We start from the raw sequence: 20532 nt of genomic DNA, 5'->3' as shown, positions 1-20532 counted from the left end.
ATCGCCGACTCGCCGGTCGTACTCGGTGACCCGTCCGGGACCGTCCTGGTCACGGGCGCCACCGGCAGTTTGGGCCGTTTGTTCGCCCGGCACCTGGTGACCGCGTACGGCGCTGAGCGGCTGCTGCTGGTCAGCCGTCGGGGTCCTGCCGCCGACGGCGCCGATGAGCTGATCGCGGAGCTGGCCCGGCTGGGCGCTCACGCGGATCTCGTGGCCTGCGATATCGCGGACAGGGGTGAGCTGGCCGCGCTGCTGGCGTCGGTCCCGGTCGAGCACCCGTTGACCGCTGTGGTTCACACGGCGGGTGTGCTGGACGACGGTGTCCTGTCGTCGCTGACGCCGGAGCGGGTTGCTTCGGTGCTGCGGCCGAAGGTGGATGCCGCCTGGAACCTGCACGAGCTGACGCGGGATCTGGATCTGTCGGCGTTCGTGTTGTTCTCGGGTGCGGCTGCCGCGTTCGGTGCGGCGGGGCAGGCCAACTACGCTGCCGCGAACGCGTTCCTGGAGGCGCTCGCCGAGCAGCGTCGGGCTGAAGGCCTGCCGGCCGCTTCGCTGGCCTGGGGTCTGTGGGCTCCGCAGGCGGGCAGCAGCGGTGAGGGCATGGCCTCGCGGCTCGACGAGGTCGACCTGCGGCGTATCGCGCGGGACGGTGTGGGCGCGTTGGGTGCGGAGGAGGGGCTTGGGCTCTTCGACACCGCCATGACGGTGGACTCGGCCGTACTGATGCCGATCCGCCTCGACCTCGCCGTACTGCGTGCGCAGGCGGTCTCGGCTGGCTCGACCCCGGCCCTGCTGAAGGGTCTGGTCCGGGTGCCGGCGCGCCGGACGCTGGAGCGGCGGACCGGCGGTGGCGCGGACGCCGGATCGCCCCTGGTGGCGCGCTTGCTGGCGCTGCCGGTCGCGGAGCACGAGGGTGTGCTGCTGGATCTGGTCTGCGGACGGGTGGCTGCCGTGCTGGGCCACACCGGTGCCGACGCGGTCGACGCCGAGCGGGCCTTCCGCGACCTCGGCTTCGACTCCCTCACCGCCGTGGAACTGCGCAACGTACTGAAGGCCGAGACCGGCCTCCGGCTGTCCCCGACGCTGATCTTCGACTACCCGACGCCCGTCGCACTGGCCCGGCACCTGCTGGCCGAGCTCGCCGTGACCGGGGGCCTCGGTGCCCGGGACGGTGTACGGGTGCCCGTCCGGGCCGCCGTGGACGTCACGGACGATCCGATCGTGATCGTCGGCATGGGCTGCCGCTACCCCGGCGGCGTCCGCTCGCCCGAGGAGCTGTGGCAGCTGGTGGCCACGGGTGGCGACGGCGTCACCGCCTTCCCGTCCGATCGTGGCTGGAACGTCGAGGCCCTGTACCACCCGGATCCCGACCACGCGGGTACCTCCTACACGCGTGAGGGCGGCTTCCTGCACGACGTCGCCGACTTCGACCCGGCGTTCTTCGGGATCTCGCCGCGTGAGGCCCTCGCGATGGACCCGCAGCAGCGGCTGCTGCTGGAGACCTCGTGGGAGGCCTTCGAGCGGGCCGGCATCGACCCGGCCACGCTGCGCGGCAGCCGTACCGGTGTCTTCGCCGGCGTCATGTACCACGACTACGTCACAGGCTTCGGCCTCGGGGACGGCGCCGGCAGCGGCGACGCACTGCCCGAGGGCGTCGAGGGCTACCTCGGCACCGGCAACGCCGGCAGCATCGCCTCCGGCCGGATCGCCTACACCTTCGGCCTCGAAGGCCCTGCGGTGACGGTCGACACGGCGTGCTCCTCGTCGCTGGTCGCTCTGCACTGGGCGATCCAGGCGCTGCGGGGCGGCGAGTGCGATATGGCTCTCGCGGGTGGTGTGGCCGTCATGGCCACTCCGGAGACGTTCGTCGACTTCAGCCGCCAGCGCGGTCTGTCCGCCGACGGCCGCTGCAAGTCCTTCGCGGCGGCCGCCGACGGCACGGGCTGGGCTGAGGGCGCGGGCATGCTCCTCGTGGAGCGGCAGTCGGACGCCCTCCGCAACGGCCACCCGATCCTGGCCGTGGTGCGGGGTTCGGCGGTGAACCAGGACGGTGCGAGCAACGGTCTGACGGCGCCGAACGGCCCGTCCCAGCAGCGCGTTATCCGTGAAGCTCTGGCGAGCGCCGGTCTGTCGGCCGTGGATGTCGACGCGGTGGAGGCGCACGGTACGGGTACTCGGCTCGGGGACCCGATCGAGGCGCAGGCGCTGCTGGCGACGTACGGTCAGGACCGGCCGGAGGGCCGGCCGCTGCTGCTCGGCTCGATCAAGTCGAACATCGGTCACACGCAGGCCGCGGCCGGTGTCGCGGGCATCATCAAGATGGTCATGGCGATGCGCCACGGCGTGCTCCCGCAGACCCTGCACGTCGACGCGCCGTCGACGCAGGTGGAGTGGGAGGCCGGCGACGTCAGCCTGCTGACGCAGGCGATGGACTGGCCGCAGACCGGGCGTCCGCGCCGGGCCGGCATCTCCTCGTTCGGTATCAGCGGCACCAACGCCCACACCATCATCGAGCAGCCGCCGGTCCTGGAGCGGGCGGAGCCCGAATCCGCCGCTCTGCTTCCGGCGGTGCCGTGGGTGCTCTCGGCAAAGGGCGAGGACGCCCTGCGGGCGCAGGCGCGCCAGCTCCACTCCCACGTGACGTCCACTCCGGGTGCGCGTCCGGTCGATGTCGCGTGGTCGCTGGCGGCCAACAGGGCCTCGTTCGAGGACCGTGCGGCTGTCGTGGCCGCCGACCGTGAGGGTCTGCTGGCCGGACTGGCCGCGCTGGCGGAAGGCCGCTCGACGGCCACGCTCGTCGAGGGCTCGCCCGTCGCCGGGAAGCTCGCCTTCCTCTTCACCGGTCAGGGAAGCCAGCGGCTCGGCATGGGGCGTGAGCTGTACGACGCCTACCCGGTGTTCGCGGCCGCGCTCGACGCGGTGTGCGAGCAGCTCAACCTGGAACTGCCTCTGAAGGAAGCCCTGTTCGGGGGCGACCGAGAGGTTCTGGACCGTACGGAGTTCACGCAGCCGGCGCTGTTCGCGGTTGAGGTGGCGTTGTTCCGGCTGATGGAGAGCTGGGGTGTGCGGGCGGACTTCCTGTCCGGTCACTCCGTGGGTGAGATCGCCGCCGCGCACGTGGCGGGGGTCTTCTCGCTGGAGGACGCCTGCACGCTGGTCGCGGCGCGCGGTCGCCTGATGCAGGCGCTGCCGTCCGGTGGCGTGATGATCGCCGTGCAGGCCTCGGAGGACGAGGTCCTCCCGCTGCTGACGGATCGCGTGAGCATCGCGGCGATCAACGGTCCGCGTTCGGTGGTCGTCGCCGGTGACGAGGACGCGGCTCTTGCCGTCGCGGAGGCGTTCCCGGACCGCAAGTCGAAGCGGCTGACGGTGAGCCACGCGTTCCACTCGCCGCACATGGACGGCATGCTGGAGGACTTCCGCGAGGTGGTGGCGGGGCTGTCGTTCGGCGCCCCCCGTATCCCGGTCGTCTCCAACCTGACCGGCGCCCTGGTCACCGACGAGATGGGTTCCGCCGAGTTCTGGGTGCGGCACGTCCGTGAAGCGGTCCGCTTCCTGGATGGCGTGCGTGCTCTGGAGGCGGCGGGCGTCACGTCGTTCGTGGAGTTGGGGCCGGAGGGTGTGCTGTCGGCGCTTGCCCAGGACTGCCTGGCCGGGGCTGCGGATGTTGCGTTCGTGCCGGTGTTGCGTGCGGGTCGTGGTGAGGCGGAGACGCTGGTCACGGCCGTGGCGCAGGCGCATGCGCGTGGTGTGGAGGTGGACTGGTCCGCGTTCTTCGCCGGTACGGGTGCCCGATCCGTTGAGCTTCCGACGTACGCGTTCCAGCGGCAGCGCTACTGGCTGCAGCTGACGGGTGCGGTCCGGAGCGGCGCCGGGTATGACGTGGACTCCCGCTTCTGGGACGCGGTGGAGCGCGAGGATGTAGCGTCGCTCGTCGGCACGCTGGCCATGGACGACGAGAACGGCTGGAGTGCGGTTCTGCCGGCTCTGTCGGCGTGGCGTCGTGGCCTGCGGACCCAGTCCGAGGTGGACCGCTGGCGCTATCGCGTCTCTTGGAAGCCGCTGACCGATGCTGCGGCTGCCGGTGTGCGGCTGTCGGGGTCGTGGCTGGTGGTGGTGCCGTCCGAGGGCGTGGATGACGCGCCGGTGGTGGCAGCGCTGGCCGGTCGTGGCGCTGAGGTCCGGCGGGTGGTCGTCGAGGCCGGTGCCGACCATGCTGGTCTGTTCTCCGATCTCGGTTCTGTCGCTGGTGTGGTGTCGCTGCTCGCGCTGGATGAGGCGGCGGGTGTTGCCGTGACGGCCGGTCTGGTGCAGGCGTTGGGTGCGGCTGGGGTGGAGGCGCCGCTGTGGTGCCTGACCCGTGGTGCGGTGAGTGTGGGCCGTTCGGACCGTCTGGTGTCCGCGGTGCAGGCTCAGACGTGGGGTCTGGGTCGGGTCGCCGCTCTGGAACTGCCCGAGCGCTGGGGCGGTCTGGTCGACCTGCCCGAGGTGTGGGACGAGCGGGCCATGGCCCGACTGGTGGGTGTTCTCGCTGGTTCTGGCGAGGACCAGGTCGCAGTGCGCTCCTCTGGTGTCTTCGGGCGTCGTCTGGTCCGTTCCACCGCTGGGAACGCGGAGTCGTGGACGCCGTCCGGCACGGTCCTGGTGACCGGTGGCACGGGTGCTCTTGGTGGTCGGGTCGCGCGGTGGCTGGCCGGTGCCGGTGCGGAGCGGCTGGTGCTGACCAGCCGTCGGGGCATGGATGCTCCGGGCGCCGCTGAGCTGGTGGCGGATCTGTCCGGGCTGGGCGTTGATGTGTCGGTGGTGGCGTGTGACGCTGCCGACCGGGATGCCCTTCGTACGGTGCTGGCGGCCGAGGCCGAGGGCCTGACGGCTGTCGTTCACACCGCTGGTGTGCTCGATGACGGTGTGCTGGATGCCCTGACGCCGGAGCGTTTCGAGGGAGTGCTGCGGGCGAAGGCGACGTCCGCCCTCAACCTGCACGAGCTGACCGCCGAACTCGGTATCGAGCTCTCCGCGTTCGTGCTGTTCTCCTCGATGAGCGGTGTGACCGGTGCTGCTGGTCAGGGCAACTACGCCGCTGCGAACGCGTACTTGGACGCTCTGGCCGAGCAGCGTCGTGCCGCCGGGCTGGCGGCGACCTCGATTGCTTGGGGTCCGTGGGCCGAGGGCGGTATGGCCGCCGATGAGGCGATGGACGCGCGGATGCGGCGTGAGGGGCTGCCGCCCATGGCGCCGGACACGGCGATGGCCGTGCTGCGACAGAGCGTGGTCCCGTCCGCGGACGCGGCTCTGCTGGTCGCGGACGTGGACTGGGAGCGGTTCGGGCCCGCCTTCACCGTGGCACGCCCCAGCACGCTCTTCGCCGAGCTGTCCGAGACCCGGCCCGCCGCTGAAGGTGCCGCAACCGGCACCGGTTCGTCGGTCGACCGGTTCGCCGGCCTGGCTGCCGTCGAGTTGGAGCGGGAGCTGCTCGGCCTGGTCCGTACGCACGTGGCCGCTGTCCTCGGGCACGAGGGTGCGGAGACGGTGGGCGCCGAACGCGCGTTCAAGGAGCTCGGCTTCGACTCGCTGACCGCGGTTGAGCTGCGCAACCGGCTCGGAGCCGCGACTGGCGTGAGCCTGCCGGCCACGTTGATCTTCGACTACCCGACCGCCTCTGCCATCACGGCGTTCCTCCGCGACGAACTGCTCGGAACCCAGGCCCGGATCGCCGGGCCGGTGTCCACGACGGTCACGGCCGTGGACGACGACCCCATCGCGATCGTCGCGATGAGCTGCCGCTTCCCCGGCGGGGTACGCACTCCCGAGGACCTCTGGCAGCTGCTGGCGACCGGTGGGGACGCCATCGGCGAGTTCCCCGTCGACCGCGGCTGGGACCTCGACCGTCTCTACAGCCCCGACCCCGATCAGCAGGGCACGTTCTACGCCCGCGAGGGCGGCTTCCTCTACGACGCCGCCGACTTCGACGCCGACTTCTTCGGCATCTCGCCGCGCGAGGCCCTCGCGATGGACCCCCAGCAGCGGCTCCTCCTGGAGACCACCTGGGAGACCTTCGAACGCGCCGGGATCGACCCCGCCGCCGTGCGCGGCAGCCAGGCCGGTGTGTTCATCGGCACCAACGGCCAGGACTACGACGCGACGTTCCACTCCGTACCCGACGGGATCGAGGGCTTCCTCGGCACCGGCAACGCGGCGAGTGTCGTTTCCGGCCGGCTGTCCTACGCCTTCGGTCTCGAAGGTCCGGCGGTCACCGTCGACACCGCTTGCTCGGCTTCGCTGGTCGCTCTGCACTGGGCGATCCAGGCGCTGCGGAACGGCGAGTGCGACATGGCTCTGGCCGGTGGCGTGACCGTCATGTCGTCGCCGGGCGCGTACATCGACTTCAGCCGTCAGCGCGGGCTGGCGGAGGACGGCCGGATCAAGGCCTTCTCCGCCGACGCGGACGGCACGGGCTGGGGCGAGGGTGTCGGCATGCTGCTCGTGGAGCGGCTGTCGGGTGCGCAGCGCAACGGGCACCCGGTGCTCGCAGTGGTGCGGGGCTCGGCGATCAACCAGGACGGTGCCAGCAATGGCCTGACGGCCCCCAACGGGCCCTCGCAGCAGCGCGTCATCCGCGCCGCCCTCGCGAGCGCCGGTCTGTCGGCCGCCGAGGTGGACGCCGTCGAGGCGCACGGCACGGGTACCCGGCTCGGTGACCCCATCGAGGCGCAGGCACTGCTCGCCACCTACGGCCAGGAGCGCGCCGAGGAGCAGCCCCTGCTGCTGGGGTCGATCAAGTCCAACATCGGTCACACCCAGGCCGCCGCCGGTGTCGCGGGCGTCATCAAGATGGTGCTGGCGATGCAGCACGGGGTGCTGCCGCAGACCCTGCACGTGAACGAGCCGACCCCGCACGTCGACTGGACGGCGGGTGAGGTCGAGCTGCTGACCGAGCAGCGGGACTGGCCGGAGACGGGGCGTCCGCGCCGGGCCGGTATCTCCTCGTTCGGCTTCAGCGGCACCAACGCCCACACCATCATCGAGCAGGCTCCGGACGTCCTCGACGTGGAGCCGCCCGTACAGCCGCAGGAGCGGCCCGGCGGGGTCCTGCCGTGGGTGCTGTCCGCGAAGAACGAGGCGGCCCTTCGAGTGCAGGCCGAGCGCCTGCTGGCGGCCGTGACCTCGGACGAGCTCCTCGAACCCGCTGACATGGCCTACTCGTTGGCCACCTCCAGGTCCGCCCTGGAGCGCCGGGCCGTCGTGGTCGCGGGGGAGCGGGACGAGTTCCTCGCCGCTCTGCGGGCCCTCGCGGCCGGCGAGCAGACGGCGGGCGTGACGCACGGAACGGCCGCCGTCGGCGGCACGGCGTTCCTGTTCACCGGGCAGGGGAGCCAGCGGCTCGGCATGGGGCGTGAGCTCTACGACGCCCACCCGGTCTTCGCGGACGCGCTCGACGCGATCTGCGCCCGGATGGACGCCCACCTCGAACTGCCCCTGGCCGACGTGCTGTTCGGGTCGGATGCCGCCGTGCTGGACCGTACGGAGTACACGCAGCCCGCGCTGTTCGCGGTCGAGGTGGCGCTGTTCCGGCTCGTGGAGAGCTGGGGTGTGCGGGCGGACTTCCTGTCCGGTCACTCGATCGGTGAGATCGCCGCCGCGCACGTCGCCGGAGTGTTCTCGCTGGATGACGCGTGTGCGCTGGTCGCGGCGCGTGGTCGTTTGATGCAGGCCCTTCCGGCCGGTGGGGTCATGATCGCGGTCGAAGCCTCGGAGGACGAGGTCCTGCCGCTGCTGACCGACCGGGTGAGCATCGCGGCCGTCAACGGTCCCCGGTCCGTGGTCATCGCCGGTGACGAGGACGCCGCGGTTGCTCTGGCGGAGTCGTTCGCCGACCGCAAGTCCAAGCGGCTGACCGTGAGCCACGCGTTCCACTCGCCGCACATGGACGGGATGCTCGATGAGTTCCGCCAGGTGGTAGCGGGGCTGTCGTTCGAGGCCCCGCGCATTCAGATCGTCTCCAACCTGACGGGCTCGGTCGTCTCCGACGAGATGGCCTCGGCCGAGTTCTGGGTCCGGCACGTCCGCGACGCCGTCCGCTTCCTCGACGGCATCCGCGTCCTGGAAGCCGCGGGTGTGACGGCGTACGTCGAGCTCGGTCCCGACGGGGTGCTGTCCGCGCTCGCCCAGGGCTGCCTGGCCGATGAGAACAGCGACGCCCTCTTCATGCCCGTGCTCCGCAAGGGCCGGCCCGAGGTGGAGACCCTCGTCACCACCCTCGGCCAGGCTCATGCCCATGGCGCCGAGGTCGATTGGGCGGCGTACTTCGCTGGCAGTGGTGCGCGGCGTGTTGATCTGCCTACGTATGCGTTCCAGCGGCAGCGGTTCTGGCCGAGTGCGGCGTTGTTCGCCGCTGGGGATCCGGAAGCGATCGGGTTCGGTGATGCCGGGCATCCGCTGCTGAGTGCGGCGGTGGCGCTCGCCGATTCCGAGGGTGTGCTTCTCGCCGGGCGGCTGTCTCTCGACACGCACCCCTGGCTCGCCGATCACATGATCCTCGGCAGTGCTCTGCTGCCGGGTACGGCTTTCGTGGAGCTGGCGATTCGTGCCGGTGACGAGGTCGGGTGCGATGTGGTGGAGGAGCTGACGCTTGAGGCGCCGCTCGTTCTGCCCGAGCGGGGTGGTGTGCAGCTCCAGCTCGTAGTCGAGGCCCCCATGGCGCCTGGGCGTCGGCCGTTCAGCGTGTACTCCCGCCGTCAGGACGCGCTCGCGGAGGAGCCGTGGACGCGTCACGGGTCGGGTGTGCTGGCCGCCGGCGCGCAGCCTGAGGCTTCGCAGGAATTCGGCGAGCTCGCCGCGTGGCCGCCCGCGGGCGCCGCGCCGGTCGACATCGACGGGCTTTACGCGGAGCTGGCCGGTGACGGAATGGCGTACGGGCCGCTGTTCCAGGGGCTGAAGGCCGCCTGGCGGCGCGACGGTGAACTGTTCACCGAGGTGGTGCTTCCGGAGGACGGGCGCGGGGACGCGGCCCGGTTCGGGCTGCACCCGGCGCTCCTGGACGCGGGTCTGCACGCCATCGGTCACGGAGACCCCGCCGAGCAGGGTGCTTCCGGTGCACTGCTGCCGTTCTCCTGGGCCGGTGTCTCGCTCTATGCCGTGGGCGCCTCGGCACTCCGCATGCGTCTGACCCCGAATTCCGCAGGTGACCCGCACACCCTGGCGCTGCTCGTCGCGGACGAGACCGGGCGACCGGTGGCGGCGGTGGAGTCGCTGATGCTCCGCCCGGCCTCTTCGGACCAGGTCAGCGCGGCAGGAGCCGGTCATCTGGAGTCGCTGTTCCGCGTGGAATGGCTGCCCGCGCCCGTGGCCACGGTTTCCGCTCCCGCCGGTCTCCGGTGGGGTGTGCTGGGCCGGGACGAGATCGGACTGGGCAGCAGCACGGGTGCCGAGGTCACGGAGTACGCCGACGTGACCGCGCTCGGTGCGGCGCTTGCCGCCGGTGAGCCGGCCCCGGACGCCGTGTTCGTCCTTCCGACCGCGTCGGCGAGCACCGCTGACACGATCGGCTCGGTTCACACGGCGGTGAATGACGCCCTGGCGGTGGTCCAGGAGTGGCTGGCTGACGAGCGGTTCGCTACGACTCGTCTGGTGTGGCTGACGTCCGGTGCGGTGGCCGTCGGCTCTGGCGAGGGTGTCCGGGATCTTGCGGGCAGCGCGGTGCGTGGTCTGCTGCGTTCGGCGCAGTCGGAGAACCCCGGGCAGCTGCTCATGCTGGATGTCGACGAGGCGTCGCTGGCGGCGGTGCCCGCCGCGTTGGCGGCGGGCGAGTTCGAGCTGGCGATCCGTAGCGGTGTGGTGTGTGTGCCGCGTCTGGTGCGCGTGCCGTCATCGGAGAGCATCGCCGACTCGCCGGTCGTACTCGGTGACCCCTCCGGGACCGTACTCGTGACCGGTGCGACGGGTGGTCTGGGTCGTTTGTTCGCCCGGCACCTGGTGACCGCCTATGGCGCTGAGCGGCTGCTGCTGGTCAGCCGTCGGGGTCCTGCCGCCGATGGTGCCGATGAGCTGATCGCGGAGCTGGCCCGACTGGGCGCCCGTGCGGAGCTTGTCGCGTGTGACATCGCCGATCGCGAGGCACTGGGCGAGCTGCTGGCGTCGGTGCCGGCTGAGCACCCGTTGACGGCCGTGATTCACACGGCGGGCGTCTTGGACGACGGTGTCCTGTCGTCGCTGACGCCGGACCGGGTTGCTTCGGTGCTGCGGCCGAAGGTCGACGCCGCCTGGAACCTGCACGAACTCACCCAGGGGCTTGACCTCTCCGCGTTCGTGTTGTTCTCGGGTGCGGCTGCTGCCTTCGGTGCGGCGGGGCAGGCCAACTACGCTGCCGCGAACGCGTTCCTGGAGGCGCTCGCCGAGCAGCGTCGGGCTGAGGGTCTGGCCGCTGTTTCGCTGGCCTGGGGTCTGTGGGCTCCGCAGGCGGGCAGCAGCGGCGAGGGCATGGCCTCGCGGCTCGACGAGGCCGACCTGCGGCGTATCGCGCGGGACGGTGTGGGCGCACTGGGCGCCGACGAGGGGCTTGGGCTCTTCGACACCGCCATGACGGTGGACTCGGCCGTACTGATGCCGATCCGCCTCGACCTCGCCGTACTCCGCGCACAGGCGGTCTCGGCGGGCGCGACCCCGGCCCTGCTGCGTGCCCTCGTACGCGTTCCCGCGCGCCGCACCGCGACGCGTCGGGACGGCGGCGCCGAGTCCGGGTCCCCGCTGACGGCCCGCTTGCTGGCGCTGCCGGTCGCGGAGCACGAGGGTGTGCTGCTGGATCTGGTCTGCGGACGTGTGGCTGCCGTACTGGGCCACACCGGTGCCGACGCGGTCGACGCCGAGCGGGCCTTCCGCGACCTCGGCTTCGACTCCCTCACCGCCGTGGAACTGCGCAACGTACTGAAGGCCGAGACCGGCCTCCGGCTGCCTCCCACGCTGATCTTCGACTACCCGACGCCTGCGGCGCTGGCCCGGCACCTGCTCTCCGAGCTCGCCGTGACCGGTGGATCCGGTGACCAGGACGGTTCGCGCGGGGTGTTGACGCCGGTCCGGGCCGCCGTGGACGTCACGGACGATCCGATCGTGATCGTCGGCATGGGCTGCCGCTACCCCGGCGGGGTGCGGACGCCCGAGGAGCTGTGGCAGCTCGTCGCCTCGGGAGGGGACGGCGTCACCGCCTTCCCGACGGACCGTGGCTGGAACGTCGAGGCCCTGTACCACCCGGATCCCGACCACGTGGGTACCTCCTACACGCGTGAGGGAGGCTTCCTGCACGACGTCGCCGAGTTCGATGCCGCCTTCTTCGGCATCTCGCCGCGTGAGGCCCTCGCGATGGACCCGCAGCAGCGGCTCCTCCTGGAGACCTCGTGGGAGGCCTTCGAGCGGGCCGGCATCGACCCGGCCACGCTGCGCGGCAGCCGCACCGGCGTCTTCGCCGGCGTCATGTACCACGACTACGCGACGGGCTACGGGAACGGCGAGGAGCTGCCCGAGGGCGTCGAGGGGTACCTCGGCACCGGCAACTCCGGCAGCATCGCCTCGGGCCGTGTCTCGTACGCCTTCGGTCTGGAGGGCCCGGCGGTCACGGTCGACACGGCCTGCTCGTCCTCCCTCGTCGCTCTCCACTGGGCGATCCAGGCGCTGCGGGGCGGCGAGTGCGACATGGCTCTCGCGGGTGGTGTGGCCGTCATGGCCACTCCCGAGACGTTCGTCGACTTCAGCCGCCAGCGCGGTCTGTCCGCCGACGGCCGCTGCAAGTCCTTCGCGGCGGCCGCTGACGGCACCGGCTGGGCCGAAGGCGCGGGCATGCTCCTGGTCGAGCGCCAGTCGGACGCCCTCCGCAACGGCCACCCCATCCTGGCCGTGGTGCGCGGCTCCGCGATCAACCAGGACGGTGCGAGCAACGGTCTGACGGCGCCGAACGGCCCGTCCCAGCAGCGCGTCATCCGCCAGGCCCTCGCCAGCGCGGGCCTGTCGACCGCCGAGGTGGACGCCGTCGAGGCCCACGGCACCGGCACCCGGCTCGGTGACCCCATCGAGGCGCAGGCGCTGCTGGCCACCTACGGTCAGGACCGGCCCGAAGGCCTGCCGCTGCTGCTCGGCTCCATCAAGTCGAACATCGGTCACACCCAGGCCGCCGCCGGTGTCGCGGGCATCATCAAGATGATCATGGCGATGCGCCACGGCGTACTCCCGCAGACCCTGCACGTCGACACCCCGTCGACCCAGGTGGAGTGGGAGGCCGGTGACGTCAGCCTGCTGACGGAAGCGATGGACTGGCCGCAGACCGGGCGTCCGCGCCGGGCCGGCATCTCCTCATTCGGTATCAGCGGCACCAACGCCCACACCATCATCGAGCAGCCGCCGGTCCTGGAGCGGGCGGAGCCCGAATCCGCCGCTCAGCTGCCGGTCGTGCCGTGGGTGCTGTCCGCGAAGGGCGAGGACGCCCTGCGGGCCCAGGCACGGGAACTCCAGGCACACCTTCTGGCCGCGCCTGACGTGCGTCCGGTCGACGTCGCGTGGTCGCTGGCGGCCAACAGGGCCTCGTTCGAGGACCGTGCGGCTGTCGTGGCCGCCGACCGTGAGGGTCTGCTGGCCGGACTGGCCGCGCTGGCGGAAGGCCGCTCGACGGCCACGCTCGTCGAGGGCTCGCCCGTCGCCGGGAAGCTCGCCTTCCTCTTCACCGGTCAGGGCAGCCAGCGGCTCGGCATGGGGCGTGAGCTGTACGACGCCTACCCGGTGTTCGCGGCCGCGCTCGACGCGGTGTGCGAGCAGCTCAACCTTGAACTGCCGCTGAAGGACGTGCTGTTCGGGACGAATGCGGCTCTGCTGGACGAGACGCGGTACACGCAGCCGGCCCTGTTCGCCGTCGAGGTGGCGCTGTTCCGGCTCATGGAGAGCTGGGGCGTGCGGCCGGACTTCCTGTCCGGTCACTCGATCGGTGAGATCGCCGCCGCGCATGTCGCCGGGGTGTTCTCGCTGGAGGACGCGTGCACGCTGGTCGCGGCGCGCGGTCGCCTGATGCAGGCGCTGCCGTCCGGTGGCGTGATGATCGCGGTGCAGGCGTCGGAGGACGAGGTCCTGCCGCTGCTGACCGACCGGGTGAGCATCGCGGCCGTCAACGGTCCGCGCTCGGTGGTCATTGCCGGTGACGAGGACGCCGCGGTCGCTCTGGCGGAGTCGTTCGCCGACCGCAAGTCCAAGCGGCTGACCGTGAGCCACGCCTTCCACTCGCCGCACATGGACGGCATGTTGGAGGACTTCCGTCAGGTGGTCGAGGGGCTGTCGTTCGGGGCCCCGCGCATCCAGATCGTCTCCAACCTGACCGGTGCGCTGGTCACTGACGAGATGGGCTCGGCGGAGTTCTGGGTGCGGCACGTCCGCGACGCCGTCCGCTTCCTCGACGGTGTGCGCGCCCTGGAAGACGCCGGGGTCACGACGTACCTCGAACTCGGTCCGGGTGGAGTGCTCTCGGCCATGGGCCAGGAGTGCCTGACCGGTGAGGGCGCTGCCTTCGTACCCGTGATGCGGAACGGACGTCCTGAGACCGAGGCGATGGTCGCAGCGGCCGCACAGGCCCATGTACGCGGCCTGAAGGTGAACTGGCATGAGTTCTTCGTCGGTTCGGATGCCCGGTCCGTCGAACTGCCGACGTACGCCTTCCAGCGGCAGCGGTACTGGCTGCAGATGGCGGGGGTGACCCGGAGCGGCGTCGCCGACGAGCTGGACTCGCGCTTCTGGGACGCCGTGGAGCGCGAGGACATGGAGTCGCTCGCGGCCACGCTGGACATGGACGACGAGAACGCCTGGGACACGGTTCTGCCGGCCCTGCCGGCTCTGTCGGCGTGGCGTCGTGGCCTGCGGACCCAGTCCGAGGTGGACCGCTGGCGCTACCGCGTCTCTTGGAAGCCGCTGACCGATGCTGCGGCTTCCGGTGTGCGGCTGTCGGGGTCGTGGCTGGTGGTGGTGCCGTCCGAGGGTGTGGATGACACGACTGTCGTCGATGCCCTGGCCGGTCGTGGTGCCGAGGTCCGGCGGGTGGTCGTCGAGGCCGGTGCGGACCGTGTCGGTCTGTTCTCCGATGTCGGTTCTGTCGCTGGTGTGGTGTCGCTGCTCGCGCTGGATGAGGCGGCTGGGGTCGTCTCGACGGCTTCTCTGGTGCAGGCGTTGGGTGCTGCCGGGGTGGAGGCGCCGCTGTGGTGCCTGACCCGTGGTGCGGTGAGCGTCGGCCGTTCTGACCGTCTGGTGTCGGCGGTTCAGGCACAGACATGGGGTCTGGGGCGCGTGGCCGCTCTGGAACTGCCCGAGCGTTGGGGCGGTCTGATCGATCTGCCCGAGGTCTGGGACGAGCGGGCCATGGCCCGACTGGTCGGTGTTCTCGCCGGGTCCGGCGAGGACCAGGTCGCGGTCCGGTCGTCCGGTGTCTTCGGGCGTCGGGTCGTCCGGGCTGTGGGTGGCGACACGGGTTCGTGGACGCCGTCCGGGACGGTCCTGGTGACCGGCGGTACGGGTGCTCTGGGTGGCCGGGTCGCCCGCTGGCTGGCCGCTTCGGGTGCGGAGCGCCTGGTGCTGACCAGCCGTCGGGGCGCGGATGCTCCGGGCGCCGCGGAACTCACCGGGGAGCTGTCCGGGCTGGGTGTGGACGTGTCGGTGGTGGCGTGTGACGCCGCTGACCGGGATGCGCTTCGTACGCTGCTGGCGGCCGAGGCCGAGACGCTGACCGCTGTCGTTCACACCGCCGGTGTGCTTGACGATGGCGTTCTCGACGCCCTCACGCCCGAGCGTTTCGAGAGCGTGCTGCGAGCGAAGGCGACCTCCGCCCTCAACCTGCACGAGCTGACCGCCGAACTCGGCATCGAGCTCTCCGCGTTCGTGCTGTTCTCCTCGATGAGCGGTGTGACCGGTGCTGCTGGGCAGGGCAACTACGCCGCTGCGAATGCGTACTTGGATGCCCTGGCCGAGCAGCGTCGTGCTGCCGGGCTGGCGGCGACCTCGCTCGCGTGGGGTCCGTGGGCCGAGGGTGGTATGGCCGCCGACGAGGCGATGGACGCGCGGATGCGGCGCGAGGGGCTGCCGCCCATGGCGCCCGACACGGCGATGGCCGTGCTGCGGCGAAGTGTTGCTTCCTCCTCCGATGCGGCCCTGCTGGTCGCGGACGTGGACTGGGAGCGGTTCGGGCCGGCCTTCACGGTCGTGCGTCCGAGCAGCCTGTTCGCCGAACTGGCCGAGCTGGCTGAGGTCCGGCCCGCCGGGCCCGTTGCCCGCACCGCAGGCGGCACCGGTTCGTCGGTCGACCGGTTCGCCGGTCTGGGCGCCGTCGAGTTGGAGCGGGAGCTGCTCGGCCTGGTCCGTACGCACGTGGCCGCTGTCCTCGGCCACGAGGGTGCGGAGACGGTGGGAGCCGAACGTGCCTTCAAGGAGCTTGGTTTCGACTCGCTGACCGCGGTTGAGCTGCGCAACCGGCTGGGGGCCGCGACAGGTGTGAGCCTGCCTGCCACGTTGATCTTCGACTACCCGACGGCCGCCGCCATCACGGCGTTCCTCCGGGACGAGCTGCTGGGTTCGGAAGTCCAGATGACCGCCCCGACGGTCACGGCCGTGGCCGACGATCCCATCGCGATCGTCGCGATGAGCTGCCGCTTCCCCGGCGGCGTGCGGACCCCGGAGGACCTCTGGCAGCTGCTGGCGGCCGGTGGTGACGCCATCGGCGAGTTCCCCGTCGACCGCGGCTGGGACCTCGACCGCCTCTACAGCCCCGACCCGGACCGGCAGGGCACGTTCTACGCCCGCGAGGGCGGCTTCCTCTACGACGCCGCCGAGTTCGACGCCGACTTCTTCGGGATCTCGCCGCGCGAGGCCCTCGCGATGGACCCGCAGCAGCGGCTGCTGCTGGAGACCTCGTGGGAGGCCTTCGAGCGGGCGGGTATCGCACCGTCCTCGGTGCGCGGCAGCCAGGCCGGTGTCTTCATCGGCACCAACGGCCAGGACTACGGCGCGACGCTGCAGGCTCTTCCGGACGGGATCGAGGGCTTCCTCGGTACCGGCAACGCGGCGAGTGTCGTTTCCGGCCGCCTGTCCTACGCCTTCGGTCTCGAAGGTCCGGCGGTCACCGTCGACACCGCTTGCTCGGCTTCGCTGGTCGCTCTGCACTGGGCGATCCAGGCGCTGCGGAACGGCGAGTGCGACATGGCTCTGGCCGGTGGCGTGACCGTCATGTCGTCGCCGGGCGCGTACATCGACTTCAGCCGTCAGCGCGGGCTGGCGGAGGACGGTCGGATCAAGGCCTTCTCCGCCGACGCGGACGGCACGGGCTGGGGCGAGGGCGTCGGCATGCTGCTCGTGGAGCGGCTGTCGGATGCGCAGCGCAACGGGCACCCGGTGCTGGCTGTCGTGCGGGGTTCCGCGATCAACCAGGACGGTGCCAGCAATGGCCTGACGGCCCCCAACGGGCCCTCGCAGCAGCGCGTGATCCGCGCGGCCCTCGCGAGCGCCGGTCTGTCGGCCGCCGAGGTCGACGCGGTCGAGGCGCACGGCACGGGTACCCGGCTCGGTGACCCCATCGAGGCGCAGGCGCTGCTGGCCACGTACGGCCAGGAGCGGCCGGCCGACCAGCCGCTGCTCCTCGGCTCCATCAAGTCCAACATCGGTCACACGCAGGCCGCGGCCGGTGTCGCCGGTGTGATGAAGATGGTGCTGGCGATGCAGCACGGGGTGCTGCCGCAGACCCTGCACGTGAACGAGGCCACCCCGCACGTCGACTGGAGCACGGGCGAGGTCGCCCTGCTCACCGAGCGGCAGGCGTGGCCCGAGACCGGGCGTCCGCGCCGGGCCGGTATCTCCTCGTTCGGCTTCAGCGGCACCAACGCCCACACCATCATCGAGCAGGCACCGGACGTCCTCGACGTGGAGCCGCCCGTGGCTCCGCAGCAGCGGCCCGGCGCCGTGCCGTGGGTGCTGTCCGGGAAGAGCGAGGCCGCTCTGCGGGCCCAGGCCGAGCGCCTGCTGGCGACCGTGACCTCGAACGAGCTCCTCGAACCCGCCGATGTGGCCTACTCGTTGGCCACCTCCAGGTCTGCCCTGGAGCGCCGCGCCGTCGTGGTCGCGGGGGAGCGGGACGAGTTCCTGGCCGCTCTGCGGGCCCTCGTGGCCGGCGAGCAGGCGGCGGGCGTGGCGCACGGAACGGTGTCCGCAGGTGCCTCGGCGTTCCTGTTCACCGGGCAGGGGAGCCAGCGGCCGGGGATGGGGCGTGAGCTCTATGACACGTACCCGGTGTTCGCCGACGCGCTCGACGCGATCTGCGCCCGGATGGACGCCCATCTCGAACTGCCCCTGAAGGAAGCACTGTTCGGGTCCGATGGGGCCCTGCTGGACGAGACGCGCTTCACCCAGCCGGCGCTGTTCGCCATCGAGGTGGCGCTCTTCCGGCTGCTGGAGTCGTGGGGTGTGCGGCCGGACTTCCTCTCCGGGCACTCGATCGGTGAGATCGCCGCCGCGCATGTGGCGGGGGTGTTCTCGCTGGAGGACGCGTGCGCGCTGGTCGCGGCCCGGGGCCGTCTGATGCAGGCGCTGCCGTCCGGCGGGGTGATGGTCGCGGTCCAGGCCTCGGAGGAGGAGGTCCTGCCGTTGCTGACCGACCGTGTCAGCATCGCCGCCGTCAACGGCCCGGAGGCCGTCGTGGTCGCCGGTGACGAGGACGCCGCCGTCGCCGTCGCGGCTGCCTTCCCGGACCGCAAGTCCAAGCGGCTGACCGTCAGCCACGCCTTCCACTCGCCGCACATGGACGGGATGCTCGCCGACTTCCGCAAGGTGGCCGAGAGCCTGTCCTACGGGTCCCCGCGCGTCCCGGTCGTCTCGAACCTGACCGGCGCGCTCGTCACCGACGAGATGGGCTCCGCCGACTTCTGGGTCCGGCACGTCCGCGAAGCCGTCCGCTTCCTCGACGGCATCCGCGCCCTGGAAGCCGCCGGGGTCACGACGTTCGTCGAGCTCGGTCCCGACGGGGTGCTGTCGGCGCTCGCCCAGGACTGCACCGAGCAGGACGCCCTGTTCGTGCCCGTCCTCCGCAAGGGCCGGCCCGAGGCCGAGGCCGTCGTCACGGCCCTCGCGCGGGCTCATGTCCACGGCGTCACCGTCGACTGGACGGCGTTCTACTCCGGTACCGCCGCCCGTCGCGTCGACCTGCCCACCTACGCCTTCCAGCGCAAGCGGTACTGGCTGGAGGAGGCTCCCCGCCCGTCGGCGGTCGAGTCCGGTGCGGGATCCGCCGCCGTGGTGGACGCCCCGTTCTGGGAGGCCGTCGACAACGCCGACCTCGACGCCCTCGCCGCCACCCTGGAGATCGACGCCGACCAGCCGCTGAGCGCCGTACTGCCGGCGCTGTCCGCCTGGCGTCGCCGGCGCGCGGACCGGTCGGTGGTCGACGGCTGGCGCTACGGGGTGACCTGGAAGCCGCTGGGCGAGCCGGACGGCTCCCGTCCGTCCGGTACCTGGCTCGTCGTCACCGCCACCACCGCCGAGACCGCCGGCTCCGGGCTCCCGGAGATCGCGGACGCGCTGCGGGCGCGGGGCGTGGACGTACGGGAGGTCGCGCTGGACGCGGCCGCCACCGACCGGGCCGTCGTGGCCGAGCGGTTGGGTGCGGCGCTCGCCGGGAACCGGGCCGACGGGGTGCTGTCCCTGCTGGCGCTCGCCGAGGCCCCGCACCCGGCCCATCCGGCCGCGCCCGCCGGTCTGCTGCTGACCGGGGCGCTCGTACAGGCCCTCGGCGACGCAGGGGTCGACGCCCCGCTGTGGTGCGTGACCACCGGGGCCGTCGCGACCGGTCCTTCCGACCGGGTGCGCAGTGCCGCGCAGGCGCAGATCTGGGGCTTCGGACGGGTGGTCGCACTGGAGCACCCCGAGCGCTGGGGCGGTCTGGTGGACCTGCCCGCCGGCGTGGACGCCCGGGCGCTCGACCGGCTGCTCGCCGTACTCGCCGGCGGCCGCGCGGCCGCCACGGCCGGGAGCGGGACCGAGACCGGGACCGCGTACGAGGACCAGGTCGCCGTACGTTCCGCCGGTCTCCTCGCCCGCCGCATCGGCCACGCCGCCCCGGCGGCCGGAGCCGGCGGCGACGCGGGGGCCGACCGCGCCCCCTGGCGGGCCCGCGGTACCGTCCTGGTCACCGGCGGCACGGGCGCGCTCGGCGCTCACGTCGCCCGCTGGCTCGCCGCCCAGGGCGCCGAGCACCTGGTGCTGGCCGGCCGTCGAGGGCCGCGGGCGCCGGGCATCGAGGCCCTGGTCGCGGAGCTCGCCGCGCTCGGGGCGCGGGCCACGGCCGTCGCGTGCGACGTGACCGACCGGCGGTCCGTCGGCGAACTCCTCGCCGCCCTCCGCGAGGACACCTCCGGTCCCGGCCTGACCGCCGTCTTCCACACGGCGGGCGTCGGCCAGTTCGCGCCGCTCGCCGAGACCGGCCCGGACGAAGTCGCCGCGGTCCTCGCCGCGAAGGTCGCCGGGGCCGAGCACCTCGACGCGCTGCTCGGTGACACGGAGCTGGACGCCTTCGTCCTCTTCTCCTCCATCGCCGGTGTCTGGGGCAGCGGCGGGCAGGGCGCCTACGCGGCGGCCAACGCCCACCTCGACGCCCTGGCGCAGCGCCGCCGGGCCCGCGGGCTGACGGCCACCGCCGTCGCCTGGGGTCCGTGGGGCGAGGGCGGTCTGGTCGCCGACGAGGAAGCGGCCGGTCAACTGCGCCGCCGCGGCCTGCCCGTGATGGCGCCGGAGCTGTCGATCACCGCGCTCCAGCAGGCGTTGGACGCGGACGACACGACCGTGACCGTCGCCGACGTCGACTGGGCCCTGTTCGCCCCGGCCTTCACGGCCGCCCGGCCGCGCCCGCTGATCGCCGACCTCCCCGAGGTGCGCCGCGCGCTCGCCGCGGAGCAGCCCGGCGCGGGCGGCTCCGGCTCCGCTGCCGGAGACGACACCGCGGGCGAAGCGGCCCGGCTGGCCGGCGAGTTGCGGGGGATGGGCGCCGACGAGGCCGAACGGACCCTGCTCGGTCTGGTCCGTACGCACGTCGCGGCGGTCCTCGGGCACGACGGGGCCGCCACGGTCGAGGCGGGCCGCGCGTTCAAGGAGCTCGGATTCGACTCGCTCACCGCGGTCGAACTGCGCACCCGGCTCGGCTCCGCCACCGGACTGCGGCTGCCCGCCAGCCTGGTCTTCGACCACCCCACCCCCGCCGCCCTGGCCGCGCACATCCGCGCGGAGCTGCTCGGCGAGGACACGGCGCCCGAGGTTCCGGCGCTCGCGGAGATCGACAGGCTGGAGTTCCTCCTCACGTCGGTCGCCGAGGGCGACGACGCCGCCGAACGCGGTCGCGTGACGGCACGGCTCGAAGCGCTCCTGGCGCACTGGAACCGGACGGAACGGGCCGCCCACCCCCTGGAGGACGAGGAGAGCGCCATCGAATCGGCGTCCGCCGAGGACCTCTTCGACATCATCAACAACGAATTCGGAAAATTCTGA

1 protein-coding gene (cut by a window edge) is annotated in these 20532 nt (G+C 72.3%); it reads left to right on the top strand.

Annotation, left to right across the window (positions count from 1 at the left end; all coding sequences use genetic code 11):
- Positions 1 to 20532 carry the 3' portion of a type I polyketide synthase gene (locus tag EES41_RS42270; RefSeq protein ID WP_123082251.1) on the top strand. It extends 13884 nt beyond the left edge of the window, so the window shows 20532 of its 34416 coding nt (coding positions 13885–34416); the start codon falls outside the window, past its left edge; the stop codon is at positions 20530 to 20532.

The organism is Streptomyces sp. ADI95-16 (genome assembly GCF_003721495.1).
GTDB classification, from domain to species: Bacteria; Actinomycetota; Actinomycetes; order Streptomycetales; family Streptomycetaceae; genus Streptomyces; species Streptomyces goshikiensis.
The sequence above is the reverse complement of the archived record's forward strand: the minus strand, read 5'-3'. Positions and strand labels throughout refer to the sequence as shown.